The following is an 18,617-nucleotide window of genomic DNA, read 5'->3' on the forward strand; positions in this document are numbered from 1 at the left end:
GTAATAAATTTTAATATTTTTGAGATGTTGGGGTTGAATCAGAGCATTTTAATTGTTATACTAACATCTAATTACTTATATATTTTATCGCTTTAAAGTATGTGAGTTAAATTGTTTACATGAGGTGAAAAGGATGTCAAATGAATTAGAGAATTTAAGAAAAAGAATTGAAGGTATTAATGATGAAATTTTAGCTTTATTACAAGAGCGTGGTACTTTAGCTAAAAAAATTGGTGAAGAAAAACGTAAACAAGGTACTCAAGTATATGATCCACAACGTGAAAAAGAAATGTTAAATCATTTAATTGATAATAACCAAGGACCATATAACGACAATACTATTAAGCAATTATTTAAAGAGATCTTTAAAGCTTCTACTGACTTACAAAAATCTGAAAATGAAAAACATTTATATGTTTCTCGTAAATTAAAACCAGAAGATACTATTGTACAATTCGACAATGGTGCAATTATTGGTAATAATAAAAAATCATTCGTATTCGGTCCATGTTCTGTAGAATCACAAGAACAAGTTGATGCAGTTGCGAAAGATTTAGCTGATAGAGGCGAAAAATTCATTAGAGGTGGCGCATTTAAACCACGTACTTCTCCTTACGACTTCCAAGGTTTAGGTGAAGAAGGATTAAAAATTCTTAAAAATACTAAAGATAAATACGGTTTAAATATCGTAAGTGAAATTGTAAATCCTGCACACTTTGAAATGGCTGATGAATACTTAGATGTATTCCAAATTGGTGCAAGAAACATGCAAAACTTTGAGTTATTAAAAGAAGCAGGTAGAACAAATAAACCTGTCTTATTAAAACGTGGTCTTTCTGCAACTATCGAAGAATTCATCTACGCTGCAGAATATATTCACTCACAAGGTAACAATAACATTATCTTATGTGAACGTGGTATTAGAACATATGAAAAAGCTACAAGAAATACATTAGATATTTCAGCAGTTCCAATTTTAAAACAAGGTACACATCTTCCAGTTATGGTAGATGTTACGCATAGTACAGGACGTAAAGATATTATGTTACCATGTGCTAAAGCTGCATTAGCAGTTGGAGCTGACGGTGTAATGGCAGAAGTACATCCTGATCCATCAGTAGCATTAAGTGATGCTGGTCAACAAATGGACTTAAACGAATTTGATGCATTCTACAAAGAAATCGTTGAAGCTGCTAAATTATACGAAAAATAATATTCATATACATCAACTGGCGAAAAGTTATCATAACTTTTCGCCAGTTTTTTTATGTTGTAAATTAACATATGTTCGTTTGTTTTCTGAAAAACTATTTACAATTTACACAAAAGACAAAAATATTAGAGCAATTGTATCGACAACACCTCTATAATCTTTTATAATTGGTAATTGTGAGTTCGCTTTCATATACTTTGAAAACATTATGAAAACGTGCTAGAATAAAGTAGAAAACGTTTTCAAGATAGGAGGATATTATGACTGTAACAATATATGATGTTGCAAGAGAAGCAAAAGTATCAATGGCAACAGTTTCACGTGTCGTAAATGGTAACCAAAATGTTAAACCTTCAACACGTGATAAAGTAAATGAAGTCATTAAAAGATTAAATTATAGACCTAATGCTGTAGCTAGAGGTTTAGCAAGCAAGAAAACAACAACTGTTGGGGTAATTATTCCTGACATTTCAAATGTTTATTATTCTGAATTAGCTCGTGGATTAGAAGATATTGCCACTATGTATAAATATCATACAATCATTTCAAATTCTGATAATGATAGTGAAAAAGAACAAGAGATATTTAATAATTTATTAAGTAAACAAGTTGACGGTATCATTTTCTTAGGTGGTACTTTAACAGATGAAACAGTGGATCTTATTGATAAATCATCAGTACCAGTAGTCGTTTCTGGTACGAATGATAAAGACTCTAAACTTGCTTCAGTTAACATTAACTATACAGAAGCTAGTAAAGAAATTGCTGAATCATTGATCAAGAAAGGTGCTAAGAAATTTGCATTTGTAGGTGGAGGATATTCAGAAAAAGCACAAGATGATGCTTTTAAAGGATTAGAACTTGCACTTCAAGAAGCTGGTCTTGAAATCGAAGACAATGCTAAATTTGTTGGTAATGAAACATATAAAGATGGTAGCCGTGCTTATGAGGCTGTTTCACAAGATAAGCCGGATGTTATTTTATGTATTAGTGATGAACAAGCAATTGGTATTGTACACGCAGCACAAGATGCAGGCGTTAATGTACCAAATGATTTACAAGTTGTAAGTTTCAATAATACAAGATTAGTTCATATGGTTAGACCTCAATTATCAAGTGTGACACAACCATTATATGATATTGGTGCAGTTGGTATGAGATTATTAACTAAATATATGAATGACGAACAAATTGATGAACCGAATGTGATTTTACCTTATAGAGTTGAATATAGAGGTACAACTAAATAATAGTAAAAAGAAGACTGAAACAAACAATTGTTTCAGTCGTTTTTTTAATATTTAATTAAACCAGTCTAATATTCTTAATTTAGTATTATTATTTTTTTCTGTTATTTCTGTTCTTCTTGGTATTTCAGTATAGTCTTCTTTTTCATCTACCCAAGTTGAAGGTAGTGGTAATGGTGCGTGTGATTGGTATTTTTGTAACCAAGAATCTGGTAATGATCCTTCAGGTGTTTGTAGGTCATTTAGTGCAAACCATACATGTGACCACGCTCTAGGTACAACGCGCCATATATTATAGCCACCGCCACCAATCATAATGATTTTGCCATCACAATATTTGTCTGCTAAACCTTTAACGATATAAGGTATTTTATACAATGTATCAAGTGTGCAGCTCAAATGTGTGAGTGGATCTAAATAATGTATATCCACACCATTTACACTAAGTATGACATCTGGCTTATATGCTTTACAAACGGCTTCTACTGTATCTTTAAAGACGTCTATGTATGAATCGTCTTCTGTATAAGCATCTAATGGTACATTGACTGTGGTTCCAAATCCTTTACCATCACCGCGTTCTGTTAACGCACCAGTGCCTGGAAATAAGTATCGACCAGTTTCATGTATAGAATAGTTCATGACGTCTTCGTTTGTATAAAATGACCATTGTACGCCATCGCCATGATGAGCGTCTGTATCAATATATAAGACGCGTTGATTATACTTTGATTGCATGTATTGAATGGCAACAGCGCTGTCATTATATATACAAAATCCGCTCGCTTTACCTTTAAAGCCGTGATGTAAGCCACCACCAAGATGGCATGCTCTTGTTGCTTCTCCAGACATAACAGCATCTACTGCACTTAAAGTTCCACCAACAACACGTGCACTATTTTCATGCATATTTACAAATTGTGGTGTGTCTTCAGAATTTAATCCGTATTTATCATATTCTTCTAATGGTAATTCACCATTGCCAGCTTTCTTTATTGCTTCTATATAATTTGATTCATGTACGAGTTGAAGTTCTTCATCAGTCGCTACCCGAGGTGGAATAATATGCGCTTCGGTTAATACCCCTAAATCAAAGAGTAAATCAGTTGTTAATTTAAGTCTCATTTGATTGAAAGGGTGACTATCTGAAAAACGATATTTCAATAAATCTTCAGAATATACATATTTAACATTAGTCATTTTTTATACCAAACGGATAGATGACATGGTAATCTTGTTCTTCTAATAATTTGTATATCTTCTCTGGATTCATTGATTTCACTCGTAACATCAGGTATCTCTTATTAATATCTTGTTGATCTGCATATGCAAGAACGTTTAAGATATCAATATTTTGTTCTTTAAATATTCTTGTAATATCATGAAGTGCGCCAACTTTATCATCAATATGTACTTCAATAATAGAACCAGGCATAGTCACACCTGTAAGTTCTAGAAATGTATTGAGCATGTCTTTTTGGGTAACAATACCAATTACTTTATTATCTCGAATAACTGGAATTGACCCGATAGACATTTCATAAAAATCTAGTGCAATATCTTCTACAAAATCAAGTGGATGGCAGCGTATCACATTACGTCTCATAATTTTTGAAACAGATAATGACAAACTTTTATTGGGCTCGTCATCAGATAATATGCTAGGCAGTGCCATTTTTATATCTCTATCAGAAATAATACCGAGTAAATGATCTTCTTCATCAACAATCGGTAAATGTCTAATTTCTTTTTGTGTCATTAATACTAAAGCATCTTCAATAGATTTATCACTTTGTATTGTCGTACAAGGTGATGTCATAATTTTTTCAACTAACATAAATTTAAACCCCCTCTAAAAGAAAAATCGATTCATAAATCTGAGCTTATCAAATGCTTCCATTTGTTCTTGTTGAATATTTTGTCCAATCCTTGCCATTAGGCTATTTGCTGGATGACTAATAATTTCAGGATCATCTGTTTCAAACACTTCTAATCCACCTTCAGCCATCATTTTATGCATGATTTTTTGATATTGATAAACATCTAAACCACTGTTTTTTAAATCCCAATGCCAATAATATTCAGTTGTAATGACGATGAAATCTTCCATTTCTGGTGCTTTCATAGCAAGTTGAAGCATTTTTTTACCTAGACCATATTTACGATAATCTAAAGACAATTCAATAGCGCCTAATTCTAGAATATACGGTAAATTACCATCTGACCATCTCTCTAATGGGTCAGGGTATAAGTATGTCGTATAACCAATAATATGTTGATCAATACGTGCAATAATTATTCTTCCTTCTGGTAATTCAGCAATTTCAATGATCGCTTCAAATTGTTCTTTAGATACTCTAAAACTATTGAGTCCTTCATCAAAAGTCATATTTCGTAATTCATCTGGATGTACAGGTCCTTCAACGATAATATCTGTGTCTTTATCATAGGGGACTGTTTCAGATATAAAAGTCTTCTTGAATTCCAATGTTGTACCTCCTTTCATTAAGTATGATATTCTATATTTGTAATATGTATTTTGAATAATCAAATTTTTTTGAAAAGTATCATCTATTTATATTATAATGTAAATAGGCTTTATTGAAAACGATTACATTCATAAAAGGGGAGATTTAAATGAAAGTCGAAGTATACGAAGCATTAAATGATTCTTATAACCTTGCTGATTATGATGAAACAGTAAAAAATCATAATTGGAAAGATATCGAAAAGAATTTCAGTTGGAGTGAAACTGGAAAAATAAATATGGCTTACGAATGTATAGATCGTCATGTAGATAATGGTAAAGGGGACAAAATTGCACTTCATTATAAAGATAGCAATAGACAAGATAGTTATACATTTAAAGAATTACAAATCGCGAGTAATAAAGCTGCAAATGTCTTGAAAAATGAAGCGAATGTACAAAAAGGTGATAGAGTATTTATCTTTATGCCGAGAACACCTGAATTATATTTCTCTTTATTAGGTACTTTGAAGATTGGGGCTATCGTAGGTCCATTATTCGAAGCCTTTATGGAAAAAGCAGTTAAAGACAGATTAGAAAATAGTGAAGCTAAAGTTATCATTACAACGAACGATTTAGTAGGTAGAATTCCGAAAGATGAATTACCAAACCTTGAACATATTGTCGTTGTAGATGACGAAGTAAGTGATGAATACATTGATTTCAATCAATCATTTGAACAAGCAAGTGAAGAATTTGATATTGAATGGTTAGATCGAGAAGATGGATTGATCTTACATTATACATCAGGTTCTACAGGACAACCTAAAGGTGTATTACATGTTCAAGAGGCTATGATCGTACATTATATATCTGGTAAATATGTATTAGACTTTAAAGAAGATGACATTTATTGGTGTACAGCTGACCCAGGTTGGGTAACAGGAACATCATACGGTATATTTAGTCCATGGTTAAATGGTGTTACAAACTGTATCGTAGGTGGAAGATTCTCACCAGAAGGCTGGTATGACTTTATTCAAACATATGGCGTAACGATTTGGTATACAGCGCCAACTGCACTACGTATGTTAATGGGTGCTGGCGATGATGTTGTTAGTAAATATGATCTTTCATCATTAAGACATGTGCTTTCAGTAGGTGAACCGTTAAACCCTGAAGTTATTAAATGGGCACATAACGTATTTAATCATAGAGTACATGATACATGGTGGATGACTGAAACAGGTGGACATATGATTGTAAACTATCCATCTATGGATATACGTGCTGGTTCAATGGGTAAACCTTTACCAGGTATTGAAGCAGCAATTGTAGATGATCAAGGTAATGAATTACCACCGAATAGAATGGGTAACTTAGCCCTTAAAAAAGGTTGGCCATCAATGATGAGAACAATTTGGAATAACCAACCTAAATATGATTCTTACTTTATCAATGATGAATGGTATGTTTCAGGAGATTCTGCATATAAAGATGAAGATGGTTATTACTGGTTCCAAGGTAGAGTTGATGATGTCATCATGACTGCAGGTGAACGTGTTGGTCCATTTGAAGTTGAATCTAAACTTGTTGAACATCCAGCTGTTGCTGAAGCGGGTGTTATCGGTAAACCTGACCCAGTAAGAGGTGAAATTATTAAAGCATTTATTGCTTTAAGAGATGGCTATGAAGAATCAGACGAACTTAAAGAAGAAATTAGAAAGTTTGTTAAAGAAGGATTAGCTGGACATGCAGCACCTCGTGAAATTGAATTTAAAGATAAATTACCGAAGACACGTTCAGGTAAAATTATGAGACGTGTACTTAAAGCTTGGGAATTAGATTTACCAGCAGGTGACTTATCTACGCTTGAAGATTAATTTAAATAAAGTTCACGTCATATAATTGGCGTGATCTTTTTTACGGGAAATTTGAATAAAAGTAGCTTACATATCGACTTTTATGAGTGAATTGTATATCCTAATAGTGTTAGGATATGTCATTTAATATTTAATTTGTAATATAAATTTAAGGAGTGAACGATGTTGAGTCATTTATCAGATTTAGAAATTGCAAAACAAAGTACTTTAAGACCAATTAGTGAAATAGCTGAGAAGGTGGGGATTTCTCATGAAGCTTTGGAACCTTATGGTCACTATAAAGGAAAAGTTGATATTACAAAGCTAAATGATCTAGAGGAAAAAGGTAAAGTTGTACTTGTAACAGCTTTAAGTCCAACGCCAGCTGGTGAAGGGAAATCAACAGTAACGGTTGGATTAGCAGATGCCTTTAATCAACTTAATCAAAATGTAATGGTCGCATTAAGAGAACCTTCACTTGGTCCTGTATTTGGTATGAAAGGTGGCGCAACAGGTGGTGGTTATGCACAAGTTTTACCGATGGAAGAAATCAATTTACATTTTAATGGTGACTTACATGCGATAACGACTGCAAACAATGCGTTGTCAGCATTTATCGATAATCACATTTATCAAGGTAACGAACTTAATATTGATTCTAGACGTGTTGAATGGAAACGTGTACTTGATATGAATGATAGAGAGTTACGTCAAGTCGTAGTTGGTTTAGGTGGTCCAACAAGAGGTGTACCAAGAGAAGATGGTTTTGATATTACAGTTGCATCTGAAATAATGGCTATATTCTGTTTATCAAACAGCATTAAAGATTTAAAAGAAAATCTAGCTAAAATTACAATTGGCTATAATGTGGATAAGCAACCCGTAACGGTTCGTGATTTAAAAGTAGAAGGTGCTTTAACACTTATTTTAAAAGACGCGCTAAAACCTAACATTGTACAAACGATAGAAGGCACGCCTGCATTAGTACATGGTGGACCTTTTGCGAACATTGCGCATGGATGTAATTCAATTATTGCAACTAATACTGCTAGAAAGTTAGCGGATATCGTCGTAACAGAAAGTGGATTTGGTTCAGATTTAGGTGCAGAGAAGTTTTTAAATATCAAAACACGCAAAGCTGGATTTGATCCAAGTGCAGTTGTTATAGTCGCAACTATTCGTGCGTTAAAAATGCATGGCGGTGTAGCAAAAACTGATCTTAAAGAAGAAAATGTTCAAGCTGTTCAACAAGGTATCGTAAACCTAGAACGACATGTCAATAATATTAAACAGTTTGGCGTTGAGCCTGTTGTAGCAATTAATGCGTTTATTCACGATACAGATGATGAAGTACAAGTTGTCTTAGATTGGTGTAAAGAAAATAACGTAAAAGTAGCTTTAACAGAAGTTTGGGAAAAAGGCGGAAAAGGTGGCGTCGAACTTGCTAAAGAAGTATTAAAAGTATTAGAAACGCCACAATCATTTAAACATCTATATGACTTGGATTTATCTATAGAAGAAAAAATAGAAACAATTGTTCAGAAAGTATATGGCGGTAGATCTGTTAAATTCAGTGATAAAGCCTTAAAACAATTGAAGACAATTAAAGAAAACGGTTGGGATAAATACCCAGTTTGTATGGCGAAAACACAATATTCATTTACAGATGATCCAAAAGAACTTGGTGCACCAGTAGACTTCGATATAACAATTAGAGAACTATCACCAAGAACTGGCGCAGGATTTATCGTAGCATTAACAGGGGACATCATGACAATGCCAGGTTTACCAAAGAAACCAGCAGCATTAAATATGGATGTTAACGAAGACGGTTCTGCAGTAGGATTATTCTAAATAGAATATAAGTCAACAAAAAATAACACCTCATTTTCACTGAAAATGAGGTGTTATTTATTTTGAACTAGAAAGTTTATCTAATTATTGCCACTTGGTGGTGCGGTGCTTGTACCACTGGATGGCTTGCTATTGCTGTTTGAATTACTATCTTTATTGCTGCTTGATTTATATGACCAAGCTTCTTTAGAATTTTTAGATACGCGTTCTTTAGGTTTAACTTTTGATGATGTGTTTGTATCAATTGCTTGTCCTAGTCGTTTTAATACATAGTCAGAATTAATATCTTTATTCGAAGTATCGACTTTATCAGATATTAATGTAGAAGATTTAGATTCGCCACTGCTACAGCTTCCTGTAGAATTTGTGTATTGGCAAATTGTGTCTTCTTTAACTGTGCTAGGTCTAGAGAATTCACTATCGTATCCTAATTTTTCTCTATCTGTAGAAGATAATGCATTAACCATATCTCTCCACATAAATAATTGATAATGACTGTCTTCATCAAATGTTATTGGTTGGTCATAACCCATCCAAATACCTAGTGTAACTTTCGGTGTATAGCCTACAAACAAGCTATCTTTAGCATCTTGTGATGTACCTGTTTTACCAGCCCAGTTACCGTCAAATGAATTCTTAATTTGGTAACCTGAACCATCATCAAGTACACCTTCTAATATACTAGTTGTTAAATATGTTGTTGATTCACTAAAGATACGTTTAGGATCTTTTTTGTGTTGATAAATCACTTCACCATCTCGTGATTTAATAGATTCAATCATATAACTTTCATTATATTCACCTTTATTAGCTAAAGTACTGTAACCATTCACATCTTGTTCTAATGTGAAGTCTGCTGTACCAAGTGTTAAGGCTAAACCATCTTGGATATCTTTAGGTACGGTCATACCCATTTTATTTAAGTTTTCCCATGGTTTGTAGTCTTGAACATTGCTATACAATCTTAAAGTACTTAAGTTTAAAGAATTTCTTAAAGCATAATCTGCTGTTACTGGTCCAAATTCTCTTCTATCGTAGTTATCAGGTGAATAACCTTGGAAGTCGAATTTTTTATCCAGTAGGGCAGTGTTTGGTGTGATTAATCCATTTTCAAATGCTGGTGCATATGTGAGTAATGGTTTCATTGTTGAACCTGGAGAACGTTTAGCACTTGTTGCGTGATTGATTTGTGATTTCTCATAATCTCTACCACCAACGAACGCTAGAATTTTACCAGATTGATTTTCTTTTAATAATGCACCGACTTCATGTTGGAACTCTTTGGAAGCTTTTTTACCTTCACTGTTTGTATAACTTGCTTCTCTATCCCAAGAGTAGCTACCAGAATTATCTTTAACTTCTTGAAGTTTATCGTACATATCTTTTTCAATCGTTGTATCTACACGGTAACCTTCAGTTCGCATAGCTTGATTAGCTTTTTCAGTATATTTCGTCATAAGAACTGGCGTTTGATCAAGTTCTTTCTTAGAAATATTATCTTCTTTAGCTAAGTGATATTTAAGAATATCAACAGTACGTTTTTCGACTTCTTCAGTTAAGAATGGATATTTCTGATTAGGTTCTTCAACTTTATCAACAAATGATTTCTTGATGTCGAATTTTAATGCTTCATCGTATTCTTTTTTCGTAATTTTTTCTTCTTGATACATTCTTTTCAGAACATAGTGTTGACGATTGATGCCGTATTTCAAGGATTCATCATCTTTCAAATCACCATTCGGTAAGAAAGGTGTGTATGTGTAAGGATTCTGTGGTAATCCAGCAAGATACGCAGATTGTGCGATGTTTAAATTCTTAGCTGATTTACCAAATACACCTTGAGCAGCGGATTCAATACCCGCTATATTAGAACCATTTGAATTTCTTCCGAATGAAACGACGTTTAAGTAACTATCAATAATTTCTTCTTTTGATAAGTTCTTTTCAACATTCATTGAAAGTAGCATTTCTTTAGCTTTACGTTCAAATGATGTTTCATTAGTTAAAAGTTGGTTCTTAACAAGTTGTTGCGTTAATGTACTCCCGCCAGAAGAATTAGCACTACCAAGTACTTCTTGTACTGATGCTCTTATAAAAGCTTTAGGTACAATACCATTATGGTTGTAGAAGTCTTCATCTTCTGTTGATATAAGTGCATTTTTAACATTCTTACTTATGTCTTTCCCTTTAATAACATCCCTTTGGACATCACTTTTTAATCGACCAAGTGACTCTCCAGAACCAAAATAAACAGATGTGCTTTCTGTCATTGAATAAAGTTGTTGCTTCATTTCTTTTTTAGACATTACTTTTTCATCTTTGACAAGTCCTGCGAAGTATCCGCCGCCAATACCCAATCCTAAAGCTAATAATAAACAACTAATAAATACAATAATGAAAAATAAATTGCTTATTACATTGTATGTAGTATGGAATATGAGTTTTGGGGACCATTTTGTTTCTTTAAAAGTATCTTTATATTTCTTACTTGAACGATTAAATTGTTCTTTAAGTTTGTTTTTAGACTGATTTGAACTCAAATTTTTACCTCCAATCTAATCATCAATATTATAACATATATGTTTAGTGTTGACTTTTAAAAAAGTTAGCATTATACTTTGTAATTAATTGCATAAGGTAATGAACTAAAGGAGAAGTAGTGATTATTTTCTTTTTAAGAGAGTCAGTGGTGCTGCGAACTGATAAAGTGATAATGATGAATACACCTTTATAACAACAAGTTCAACGTTTTTAATGTACGTAACATTAAAGAGTGATGATGTATTTACATCATAAGTATGGTGGTACCGTGTATTCAAGCACCCTTACATTTTTTGTGAGGGTGCTTTTTTATATTCTATTTTAGAGGAGGAAAATATAATGACAAATGAACTTTTAGAAGATTTAAAATGGAGAGGTTTAATTTATCAACAAACTGATGAACAAGAAATTGAAGACTTATTAAATAGAGAGTCAGTTAAAATATATTGTGGTGCAGATCCTACAGCTGATAGTTTGCACATTGGACATTTATTACCATATTTAACATTACGTCGTTTCCAAAACCATGGACACACACCAATCGTCTTAGTCGGTGGTGGTACAGGTATGATTGGTGACCCATCAGGACGTTCAGAAGAAAGAAAATTACAAACTGATGAACAAGTTGAAGCTAACGTAAGAGGAATCATGAATCAAATGCATAAAATATTTGATTTTGAAGGTGAAGACTCAGCGATTCTTGTTAACAATAAAGATTGGTTAAAAGAAATAGACTTAATTTCATTCTTAAGAGATTACGCTAAACACGTGGGTGTAAACTACATGTTAGCGAAAGATTCTGTTAAGACAAGATTAGAAACAGGTATTTCATACACTGAGTTTACGTACATGATTTTACAAGCAATTGATTTCGGATACTTAAACCGTAATTATGATTGTAAAATGCAAATCGGTGGTTCAGACCAATGGGGTAACATCACGACAGGATTAGATTTAATGAGAAGAATGTACGGTGACACTGAAGCTTACGGTTTCACAATTCCACTTGTTACAAAAGCAGATGGTAAAAAATTCGGTAAATCTGAATCAGGTACTGTATGGTTAGATAGAAGTAAAACATCAGCTTACGAGTTATACCAATTCTGGATTAATTCACAAGATGCTGATGTTGTGAAATACTTGAAATACTTTACTTTCCTTGATAGAGAAGAAATTGAAAGACTTGAAAAAACAGTTGAAGAAGCACCTCATTTAAGAGAAGCTCAAAAAGTATTAGCTGAAGAAATGGTTCGCTTTATACATGGTGAAGAAGCTGTAGAAGAAGCTAAAAGAATTACAGATGCACTATTTAAAGGCGATATTAAATCATTAACAAAATCTGAAATCGTAGAAGGTTTTAAAGACGTGCCAACAGCTGAAGTAAGTTCTGAAACTGTACAACTTGTTGACTTTATTATTGAAGCAGGTGTTTCTCCTTCAAAACGACAAGCACGTGAAGATATCACAAATGGTGCAATTTACTTAAACGGTGAACGTATTCAAGATGTTAACCACGAGATTTCAAGCGAAGATAAAATAGATGATGAATTTACAATTGTTAGAAGAGGTAAAAAGAAATACACAATGGTTAAATACGTTTAATATTTATGAGTTATAATGGCTGAGACAACGATGTTTGTCTCAGTCTTTTTTCGCATACATATGGTATTTATTGTATAATAAAGAAGACCATTTATTTATAAAAAGAAAGGGAGACATTTAATGAAAAAATATTTAGGACCAATTATTGTTGTTGTAGCAGTAATTGTTATTATTGGCTTATTTATGATCGGTCCATACAATAGATTAGTTGGACTTGAAGAAGAAGCGGATAAGTCATTATCTAATATTGATAATCAGCTTCAAAGACGTGTTGACTTAATTCCTAACTTAGTTGATACAGTTAAAGGTTACACGAAACATGAAGAAAAAGTATTTAAAGATGTATCAGATGCACGTAGTAAATTAGCAGGTGCGAATACGCCAGAAGAAAAAGCAGAAGCAAATGGAGAAGTTAATAGTGCGTTAAGTCGTTTACTTGCTATCAGTGAAAATTATCCAGATTTAAAAGCAGATAAGCAATTTACAGGATTAAGAGACGAATTAGCTGGTACTGAGAATAGAATTGCAGTAGCTAGAAAAGATTATAATGAATCTATTAATGAATATAATCAAGCTACTCGTAGATTCCCATCTAGTATCATAGCAGGATTGTTTAATTTTGATAAGAAAGAATATTTCCAAGCCAAAGGTGAAGCTAAAGATGCACCAAAAGTTGACTTTGGCGGAGACGAATCTTAATGAAATCAATGTTTAAACGATTTTGTGTCTTGCTTATTGTTAGCTTTTTTTCACTAAGTTATGTCGTACATGCAGCTGATGATAAATTTCCTAAGTTAGAACAGCCTGTATTTGTACAAGATCATGCTAAATTAATGACTGATCAAGATAAAGACAAAATTAATCAAAAAGGTCAAAAATTACAAGATGGAACAGATGCAGATATCTTGTTAATGACGATGAAATCAATAGGTCAAACACCTCGCCAAGATTATGCGTTAGAAGCGGGGCGACACTATAAAGTTGGTGACCAAAAGCATAATCGGGGGATTGTTATCCTATTAAATATGGATAACGGTAATGAGAACAATAATAGAGGTATTGATATAGCAGTTGGAGATGGACTTGAAGGTGTCCTCAATGACTCTAAAGTTGGGGAATTGATCGATTCTAAATTCATACCTTATCAAAAGAAAGCTGCTCAAACTAAAGATACTAAAAAAGCAAACGCCTATTACAGTCAAGGTTTAACAAATTTATATGATGCAGTGTGGGATGAAGTAGCTAAAAGTTACGGATACGATGGTAAAAAGTTCACAGAAGACGAACCACAAAGTAGTGGGTTAGGAAAAATACCATTTATCATCTTTATCATATTTATTATTGTATTCTTCATTATTTACTTCAAAAATGGAGGCGGTAGACCTCCAAGAGGTGGAAATAGAAGAGGTACAAGACGTGGTATGACTGGACCATTTATCTTTGGAGGTTCATCAGGTAGTTCTGGTGGCGGTTTCTCAGGTGGCGGTTTCTCAGGTGGAGGCTTCTCCGGAGGTGGCTTCGGCGGAGGAGGCGGCTTCTCTGGCGGCGGCGCAGGTAGAGGATTCTAGATTGTAATATGTATATAGAAAAAGCATGCAACTCGATATGAGTTGCATGCTTTTTTGAATTATATGGAGTTTATGCGTATATATTAGTAGGTTTGATTACAAAATCTGGCTGAAGTGTGATTAAGGCCGGCCATAGTAACAAAAGTCGTTCGAATTGTAACTAAGGAGGCTGTTAGTAACAAAAGTAGTCGAAAGTGTAACTAAGACATACGAAAAAAACCGCATGGGACTCTAACATAGTCCCATGCGGTTTTTGAATTAGTTTTGTTCTTTCAATGTGATTTTTGTTGTATGTGTTTTGCCATCTCTAATGTATTTGATTGTGATTTTGTCACCTGGTTTTTTCTCATTGTAGATATAATTTTTAATATCAGAAACGTCTGATACATCTTTATCGTCTACTTTTGTGATGACATCATCTTTTTTAAGCCCGTTGTCTGCTTTTTTATCTACTTCAGAAATGTAAACACCTTTATCTGTAGTGAGATTTAATTCTTTCTTATATTGGTTTGGTATATCATCTATTGAAATCATGCTGATGCCGATATAAGGTCGTGTAACTTTACCGTCATCCATAATATCTTTAATGATATTGTTTACTTCATTACTTGGTATTGCAAAACCGATACCTTCTACATCTGATCTTGAAATTTTCATTGAGTTAATACCGATAAGGTTACCGTTTAAGTCGATTAATGCGCCACCTGAGTTACCTGGGTTTATGGCAGCATCTGTTTGAATTACTGTTGCTTCTGTAACACCTTGAGAAGTTTGTACATTCATCGTACGTTCTTCTGAAGAAATAATACCTTGAGTCACACTGTTTGCAAATTCTACACCTAATGGGTTACCTAAAGCAAATACTGTTTCACCAGCTTTAACTTTAGATGAATCTGCGAATTTAATTGGTTTTATATTATAATTGCCTTCTATTTTTAATACTGCTAAGTCTGTCATAACATCTGTACCAACAAGTTTGGCTTTCACTGATTTATCATTGTGAAGGCGAACTTCTATTTCATTTGCACCTTCTATAACATGGTTGTTCGTTACGATATAAGTACTATTACCATTGGATTGATAAATCACGCCTGTGCCTGTTCCCGTTTCTTCTGAATCACCAGACCCGTCTGAATCCTCGGAGTTGTTACCACCGAAAAATGATTCTAGTCCGCTTGCTTTTTGTTTGTTTATAACACCTACAATTGAAGGTGAAACATCTTCAATCATTTTAGAAACGGATTTGTTACTTGATTTATTATCTTTAATATTGCCACCTTTTTCATTAGCTGGTGCTTTTGTAATATTTGCTTCATCATTATAATTGCTAAATACATCTACTATTTTAGTCCCGCCGATATATAATGCGAGTATTAATACCGCACCTAAAATACCAGAAATAAATGGGATAAGACAACTTTGATACCAAGGGATTTTATTCTTTTGTTTGTAATAGTATCCATTTGAAGTTGTCTTATTAATATTTTGTTGATCCTCATTTTGATTTTGATCCATTGTATTGCCTCCTTAAACACTGTCCATAAAATAATTATTATAAAAATTCTTTTAAAAAGCTAATGATATGGTCGTTTTAAATTGTTACAATATTTTGTATGAAAACTTGTTACGTAAGTACGACAATGATAGAATATGTATATCATTAAGAAGAGAGTGGTCATTAAATGTATAAATTTGCGAGTACTGTTTTACATACTATTTTTCAAAAATTCGGGAAACAAATTGTAGCAATCAACAAAGAAAAAGTTCCTGATGAACCTTATATCGTTACATGTACACATACAGGATATGTAGAAGTGATTATGTTAGCTTTAAGTTTATATCCTACAGAAATTAATTATATGGCTAAAAAAGAATTGTTTTCGAAAGACTGGTCAGATAAGTTCTTTCATTCATTGAATGCATTTCCAGTTGATAGAGAAAAACCAGGTCCAAGTACTTTAAAAATACCTGTTAAATTATTAAATGAAGGTAAAAGTGTTGGAATTTTCCCATCTGGTCATAGAGCAGAAACAGGTGAAGCACCTTTAAAAAGAGGGGCTGCAACGATTGCTGTATTAAGTAACAAACCAATTGTACCAGCTGCTTTTGAAGGACCTAAACAAGTTAAATCAATTTTTGGATTTAGACAAAAGTCGTTTATTAAATTTGGAGAGCCAATTGATCCAAACGACTTCCCAAGTGATATGAAGAAAAGTGAAAAAATCGCTAAAATTATGACTTTATTAGAAGAAAGAACGAATACTTTACAAAAAGAAGTGACGTATATCGCTCAGAAATCTAGACAAAAATAACATTTAAAAATCTTACAAGCGACCATTTGCTTGTAAGATTTTTTTGTATTTTAAACTAAAACGTTTTCATTTATCTTATGTTGTAATACTACTGTATTCAGTAATAATCTATGCTAAAATTATAATCAGAATGTTCAAAAAATGGAGGCATAATATGAAACAAGTATTATTTGATGTAGACGGTGTTTTTTTAAGTGAAGAAAGATGTTTTGATGTTTCTGCTTTAACAGTTTATGAAATTTTACATAGTGAAGCTTTTTTAAACTTAAAAGGAACAGTAGACATAGAAACATTAGACGAACAAGATATTAAACAAATTAGAAAAGACATATTTATTGATGATCAAATACTGAATCAACTTAAGTCTTTAGGTTTGAATTCTAACTGGGATATGCTTTTTATTGTGATTAGTACACATTTAATTGAATTGTTAAAGCAATCAAAAGCTACAAATCTTGACTTGAGTAACGTTAACTTTGACGACAATACTTTGAAAAATTATGCTCAACAAATAGTAGGTCAAGAGATAAATATAGAAACACCTCGTCGATTTTTATCTAAAGCGACTTCCGGTAAAGAAAATATTTATCATGATCTTATCGCTTTTGCACAAGAAGAACTAAATGTAGAAGATGCTTCAATTTTTGAACTGAAAAGTAAGTTCTGGGATGTAGCACAAGAAGTATATCAAGAATGGTACTTAGGTACTGAATTATATCAAGAAGTTGAACACAAGACACCTCGTACAACTTTTAAAAATGGTTATATAAGAGAAGAAGTAGTGTTAGCTGATGTGGATGAAGTAACACAATTGCTAGAAGATTTGAAAGAAGCAGGCTATCAAATCGGTATTGCTACAGGTAGACCAAGAACAGAAACAATCGTTCCATTTGAAACAATCGGATGGTTAAAACAATTTGATGAATTCCATATAGGAACAGCATCAGAAGTGCTTAAAGCAGAAACAACATATCCAGAATTTAAACCACTCGGTAAACCAAATCCGTTTAGCTATTTAATAGCGAATGGTGGAAATGACCCAGAGAACTATTTAACTTATATTAAAGAACAAGAACAAGTGTTTAGTGAGCAAGATATATATATAGTAGGTGATTCATTAGCTGATTTATTGAGTGCACAAAAAACAGGTGCAACATTTATAGGCACACTCACTGGATTAAAAGGTCAGTCAGCAAGAGCAGAGTTAGAAGATTATGATGCTGATTTTATTGTAGATAACGTATTAGATATTAGAAACGTATTATTATAAATTGAAAATCTCACAAATCATCAAAGATTTGTGGGATTTTTTGATGAATAAAAATTTTATAAGATTTCATTACAATATTTACTTACAAATATTGTATAATAGAACTGTGGAAAAATTTTGAAAAACCAAATGGGGGTTGGAATTATGTATATTGATATTTTACTTAAAAATCATGATGCTGATAGAAACCACTTTATAAGGCAAACTGGGTTCTCTCATAAGAAAATTTCTAAACTCAATAAGCAAGATCCTAATTCGTATAGTGATGATTTAATAAAAGAGATTGCTCAATTTCTTAATTTAAGCTATGACAGTACTAGAAATGAATTACGGCAAATTAAAGAAAAGGGGACACTTTATAAAGCACAAACTGTCGAAGAACTAAAGATTGTGATTGATACGAGTCCTAAAGAATTTTTAGTGAGTAAAGAGGTTTATAGTCTGATTAATGATATTAAGCAATCTGATATATCTCATGATCAACAATATATGAAAGACGTTTCTCAAACTGTTTTAACGTCATTTATTTTATGGATTGTTGGTAAAGTGAAAAGTATTGGTAAATCATCTGAAGAAAAATTGATCAATGATTTAAGGTTACATATCTTAACGTACTATGATATTCATGAAATGAACAACAATCGAGCAAGACTCGTACTGAAAGCATTTGTTAGTTAAATA

At 32.7% G+C, this 18,617-nt stretch carries 15 protein-coding genes and 1 other annotated feature; of the genes, 10 read left to right on the forward strand and 5 right to left on the reverse strand.

Annotated elements, in window-relative coordinates; translation table 11 throughout:
• Positions 1 to 133 precede the first annotated feature (133 nt).
• Positions 134 to 1,213: a bifunctional 3-deoxy-7-phosphoheptulonate synthase/chorismate mutase gene (locus LQ617_RS00315; protein WP_037588564.1), complete on the forward strand. Its 1,080-nt coding sequence runs from the start codon at positions 134 to 136 to the stop codon at positions 1,211 to 1,213.
• A gap of 260 nt (positions 1,214 to 1,473) precedes the next feature.
• Entirely contained in the window at positions 1,474 to 2,463 is a 990-nt protein-coding gene (ccpA, locus tag LQ617_RS00320) for a catabolite control protein A (protein ID WP_025905288.1), read from the forward strand.
• A 51-nt stretch (positions 2,464 to 2,514) separates the two neighbouring features.
• On the opposite strand, the gene LQ617_RS00325 is transcribed toward ccpA, so the two are convergent.
• The 3 genes from LQ617_RS00325 to LQ617_RS00335 are packed head-to-tail and all read right to left on the reverse strand — an operon-like array spanning position 2,515 to position 4,948.
• Positions 2,515 to 3,660, reverse strand: a complete 1,146-nt coding sequence (locus LQ617_RS00325) for an acetoin utilization protein AcuC (protein WP_239739178.1) — start codon at positions 3,658 to 3,660, stop codon at positions 2,515 to 2,517.
• Positions 3,653 to 4,297 carry a CBS and ACT domain-containing protein gene (locus LQ617_RS00330; RefSeq protein WP_075578034.1) on the reverse strand — a complete coding sequence of 215 codons (645 nt, stop codon included), beginning with the start codon at positions 4,295 to 4,297 and terminating at the stop codon, positions 3,653 to 3,655. Before LQ617_RS00330 ends, LQ617_RS00325 begins: the two co-directional genes overlap by 8 nt.
• Positions 4,298 to 4,312: 15 nt before the next feature.
• On the reverse strand, positions 4,313 to 4,948 hold the full coding sequence (locus LQ617_RS00335; RefSeq protein ID WP_239739179.1) for a GNAT family N-acetyltransferase: 636 nt from the start codon (positions 4,946 to 4,948) through the stop codon (positions 4,313 to 4,315).
• A 149-nt stretch (positions 4,949 to 5,097) separates the two neighbouring features.
• Between LQ617_RS00335 and acsA the strand changes: the two genes are divergently transcribed.
• Both acsA and LQ617_RS00345 read left to right on the forward strand, forming a co-directional pair.
• Positions 5,098 to 6,810, forward strand: coding sequence for an acetate--CoA ligase (gene acsA / locus LQ617_RS00340; protein WP_239739180.1), 1,713 nt, complete (start codon positions 5,098 to 5,100; stop codon positions 6,808 to 6,810).
• Between the two features lie 165 nt (positions 6,811 to 6,975).
• Positions 6,976 to 8,643, forward strand: coding sequence for a formate--tetrahydrofolate ligase (locus tag LQ617_RS00345; protein WP_239739746.1), 1,668 nt, complete (start codon positions 6,976 to 6,978; stop codon positions 8,641 to 8,643).
• 80 nt (positions 8,644 to 8,723) lie between these two features.
• Here the strand turns inward: LQ617_RS00345 and LQ617_RS00350 are convergent, their stop codons facing one another.
• A complete protein-coding gene (locus tag LQ617_RS00350) occupies positions 8,724 to 11,183 on the reverse strand; it encodes a transglycosylase domain-containing protein (protein WP_239739181.1) in 2,460 nt (819 codons plus the stop codon).
• 100 nt (positions 11,184 to 11,283) lie between these two features.
• Positions 11,284 to 11,473, forward strand: a binding site (T-box leader).
• 50 nt (positions 11,474 to 11,523) lie between these two features.
• Between LQ617_RS00350 and tyrS the strand changes: the two genes are divergently transcribed.
• The 3 genes from tyrS to LQ617_RS00365 all read left to right on the forward strand — a co-directional run bounded on the left by tyrS (position 11,524) and on the right by LQ617_RS00365 (position 14,354).
• Positions 11,524 to 12,786: a tyrosine--tRNA ligase gene (tyrS, locus tag LQ617_RS00355; RefSeq protein WP_103361687.1), complete on the forward strand. Its 1,263-nt coding sequence runs from the start codon at positions 11,524 to 11,526 to the stop codon at positions 12,784 to 12,786.
• Between the two features lie 120 nt (positions 12,787 to 12,906).
• Positions 12,907 to 13,485 (forward strand): LemA family protein, encoded by a 579-nt coding sequence (locus LQ617_RS00360; protein WP_037588552.1) that lies wholly within the window; start codon positions 12,907 to 12,909, stop codon positions 13,483 to 13,485.
• The gene (locus LQ617_RS00365; protein WP_239739182.1) at positions 13,485 to 14,354 is read left to right on the forward strand and encodes a TPM domain-containing protein; all 870 of its coding nucleotides are present in this window, start codon (positions 13,485 to 13,487) and stop codon (positions 14,352 to 14,354) included. The genes LQ617_RS00360 and LQ617_RS00365 overlap by 1 nt, the downstream gene beginning before the upstream one ends.
• 258 nt (positions 14,355 to 14,612) lie before the next feature.
• Here LQ617_RS00365 and LQ617_RS00370 read toward each other — a convergent pair whose 3' ends face one another.
• The gene (locus LQ617_RS00370) at positions 14,613 to 15,869 is read right to left on the reverse strand and encodes a S1C family serine protease (protein ID WP_239739183.1); all 1,257 of its coding nucleotides are present in this window, start codon (positions 15,867 to 15,869) and stop codon (positions 14,613 to 14,615) included.
• Between the two features lie 167 nt (positions 15,870 to 16,036).
• On the opposite strand from LQ617_RS00370, the gene LQ617_RS00375 reads away from it, so the two are divergent.
• The 3 genes from LQ617_RS00375 to LQ617_RS00385 all read left to right on the forward strand — a co-directional run bounded on the left by LQ617_RS00375 (position 16,037) and on the right by LQ617_RS00385 (position 18,614).
• The gene (locus tag LQ617_RS00375) at positions 16,037 to 16,666 is read left to right on the forward strand and encodes a lysophospholipid acyltransferase family protein (RefSeq protein WP_204252556.1); all 630 of its coding nucleotides are present in this window, start codon (positions 16,037 to 16,039) and stop codon (positions 16,664 to 16,666) included.
• Positions 16,667 to 16,820: 154 nt separating this feature from the next.
• Entirely contained in the window at positions 16,821 to 17,936 is a 1,116-nt protein-coding gene (locus LQ617_RS00380) for an HAD family hydrolase (RefSeq protein WP_239739185.1), read from the forward strand.
• A gap of 144 nt (positions 17,937 to 18,080) precedes the next feature.
• On the forward strand, positions 18,081 to 18,614 hold the full coding sequence (locus LQ617_RS00385; RefSeq protein WP_037588544.1) for a helix-turn-helix domain-containing protein: 534 nt from the start codon (positions 18,081 to 18,083) through the stop codon (positions 18,612 to 18,614).
• The last annotated feature ends 3 nt before the right edge of the window (positions 18,615 to 18,617 follow it).

Origin of the sequence: Mammaliicoccus sp. P-M59, from assembly GCF_022386135.1 — a bacterium.
GTDB classification, from domain to species: Bacteria; Bacillota; Bacilli; order Staphylococcales; family Staphylococcaceae; genus Mammaliicoccus; species Mammaliicoccus sciuri_A.

Coding starts and splice junctions, on each gene's coding strand:
- LQ617_RS00315 (WP_037588564.1), top strand. CDS start 134: ATGTCAAATGAATTAGAGAATTTAAGAAAAAGAATTGAAGGTATTAAT.
- ccpA (WP_025905288.1), top strand. CDS start 1,474: ATGACTGTAACAATATATGATGTTGCAAGAGAAGCAAAAGTATCAATG.
- LQ617_RS00325 (WP_239739178.1), bottom strand. CDS start 3,660: ATGACTAATGTTAAATATGTATATTCTGAAGATTTATTGAAATATCGT.
- LQ617_RS00330 (WP_075578034.1), bottom strand. CDS start 4,297: ATGTTAGTTGAAAAAATTATGACATCACCTTGTACGACAATACAAAGT.
- acsA (WP_239739180.1), top strand. CDS start 5,098: ATGAAAGTCGAAGTATACGAAGCATTAAATGATTCTTATAACCTTGCT.
- tyrS (WP_103361687.1), top strand. CDS start 11,524: ATGACAAATGAACTTTTAGAAGATTTAAAATGGAGAGGTTTAATTTAT.
- LQ617_RS00360 (WP_037588552.1), top strand. CDS start 12,907: ATGAAAAAATATTTAGGACCAATTATTGTTGTTGTAGCAGTAATTGTT.
- LQ617_RS00365 (WP_239739182.1), top strand. CDS start 13,485: ATGAAATCAATGTTTAAACGATTTTGTGTCTTGCTTATTGTTAGCTTT.
- LQ617_RS00370 (WP_239739183.1), bottom strand. CDS start 15,869: ATGGATCAAAATCAAAATGAGGATCAACAAAATATTAATAAGACAACT.
- LQ617_RS00375 (WP_204252556.1), top strand. CDS start 16,037: ATGTATAAATTTGCGAGTACTGTTTTACATACTATTTTTCAAAAATTC.
- LQ617_RS00380 (WP_239739185.1), top strand. CDS start 16,821: ATGAAACAAGTATTATTTGATGTAGACGGTGTTTTTTTAAGTGAAGAA.
- LQ617_RS00385 (WP_037588544.1), top strand. CDS start 18,081: ATGTATATTGATATTTTACTTAAAAATCATGATGCTGATAGAAACCAC.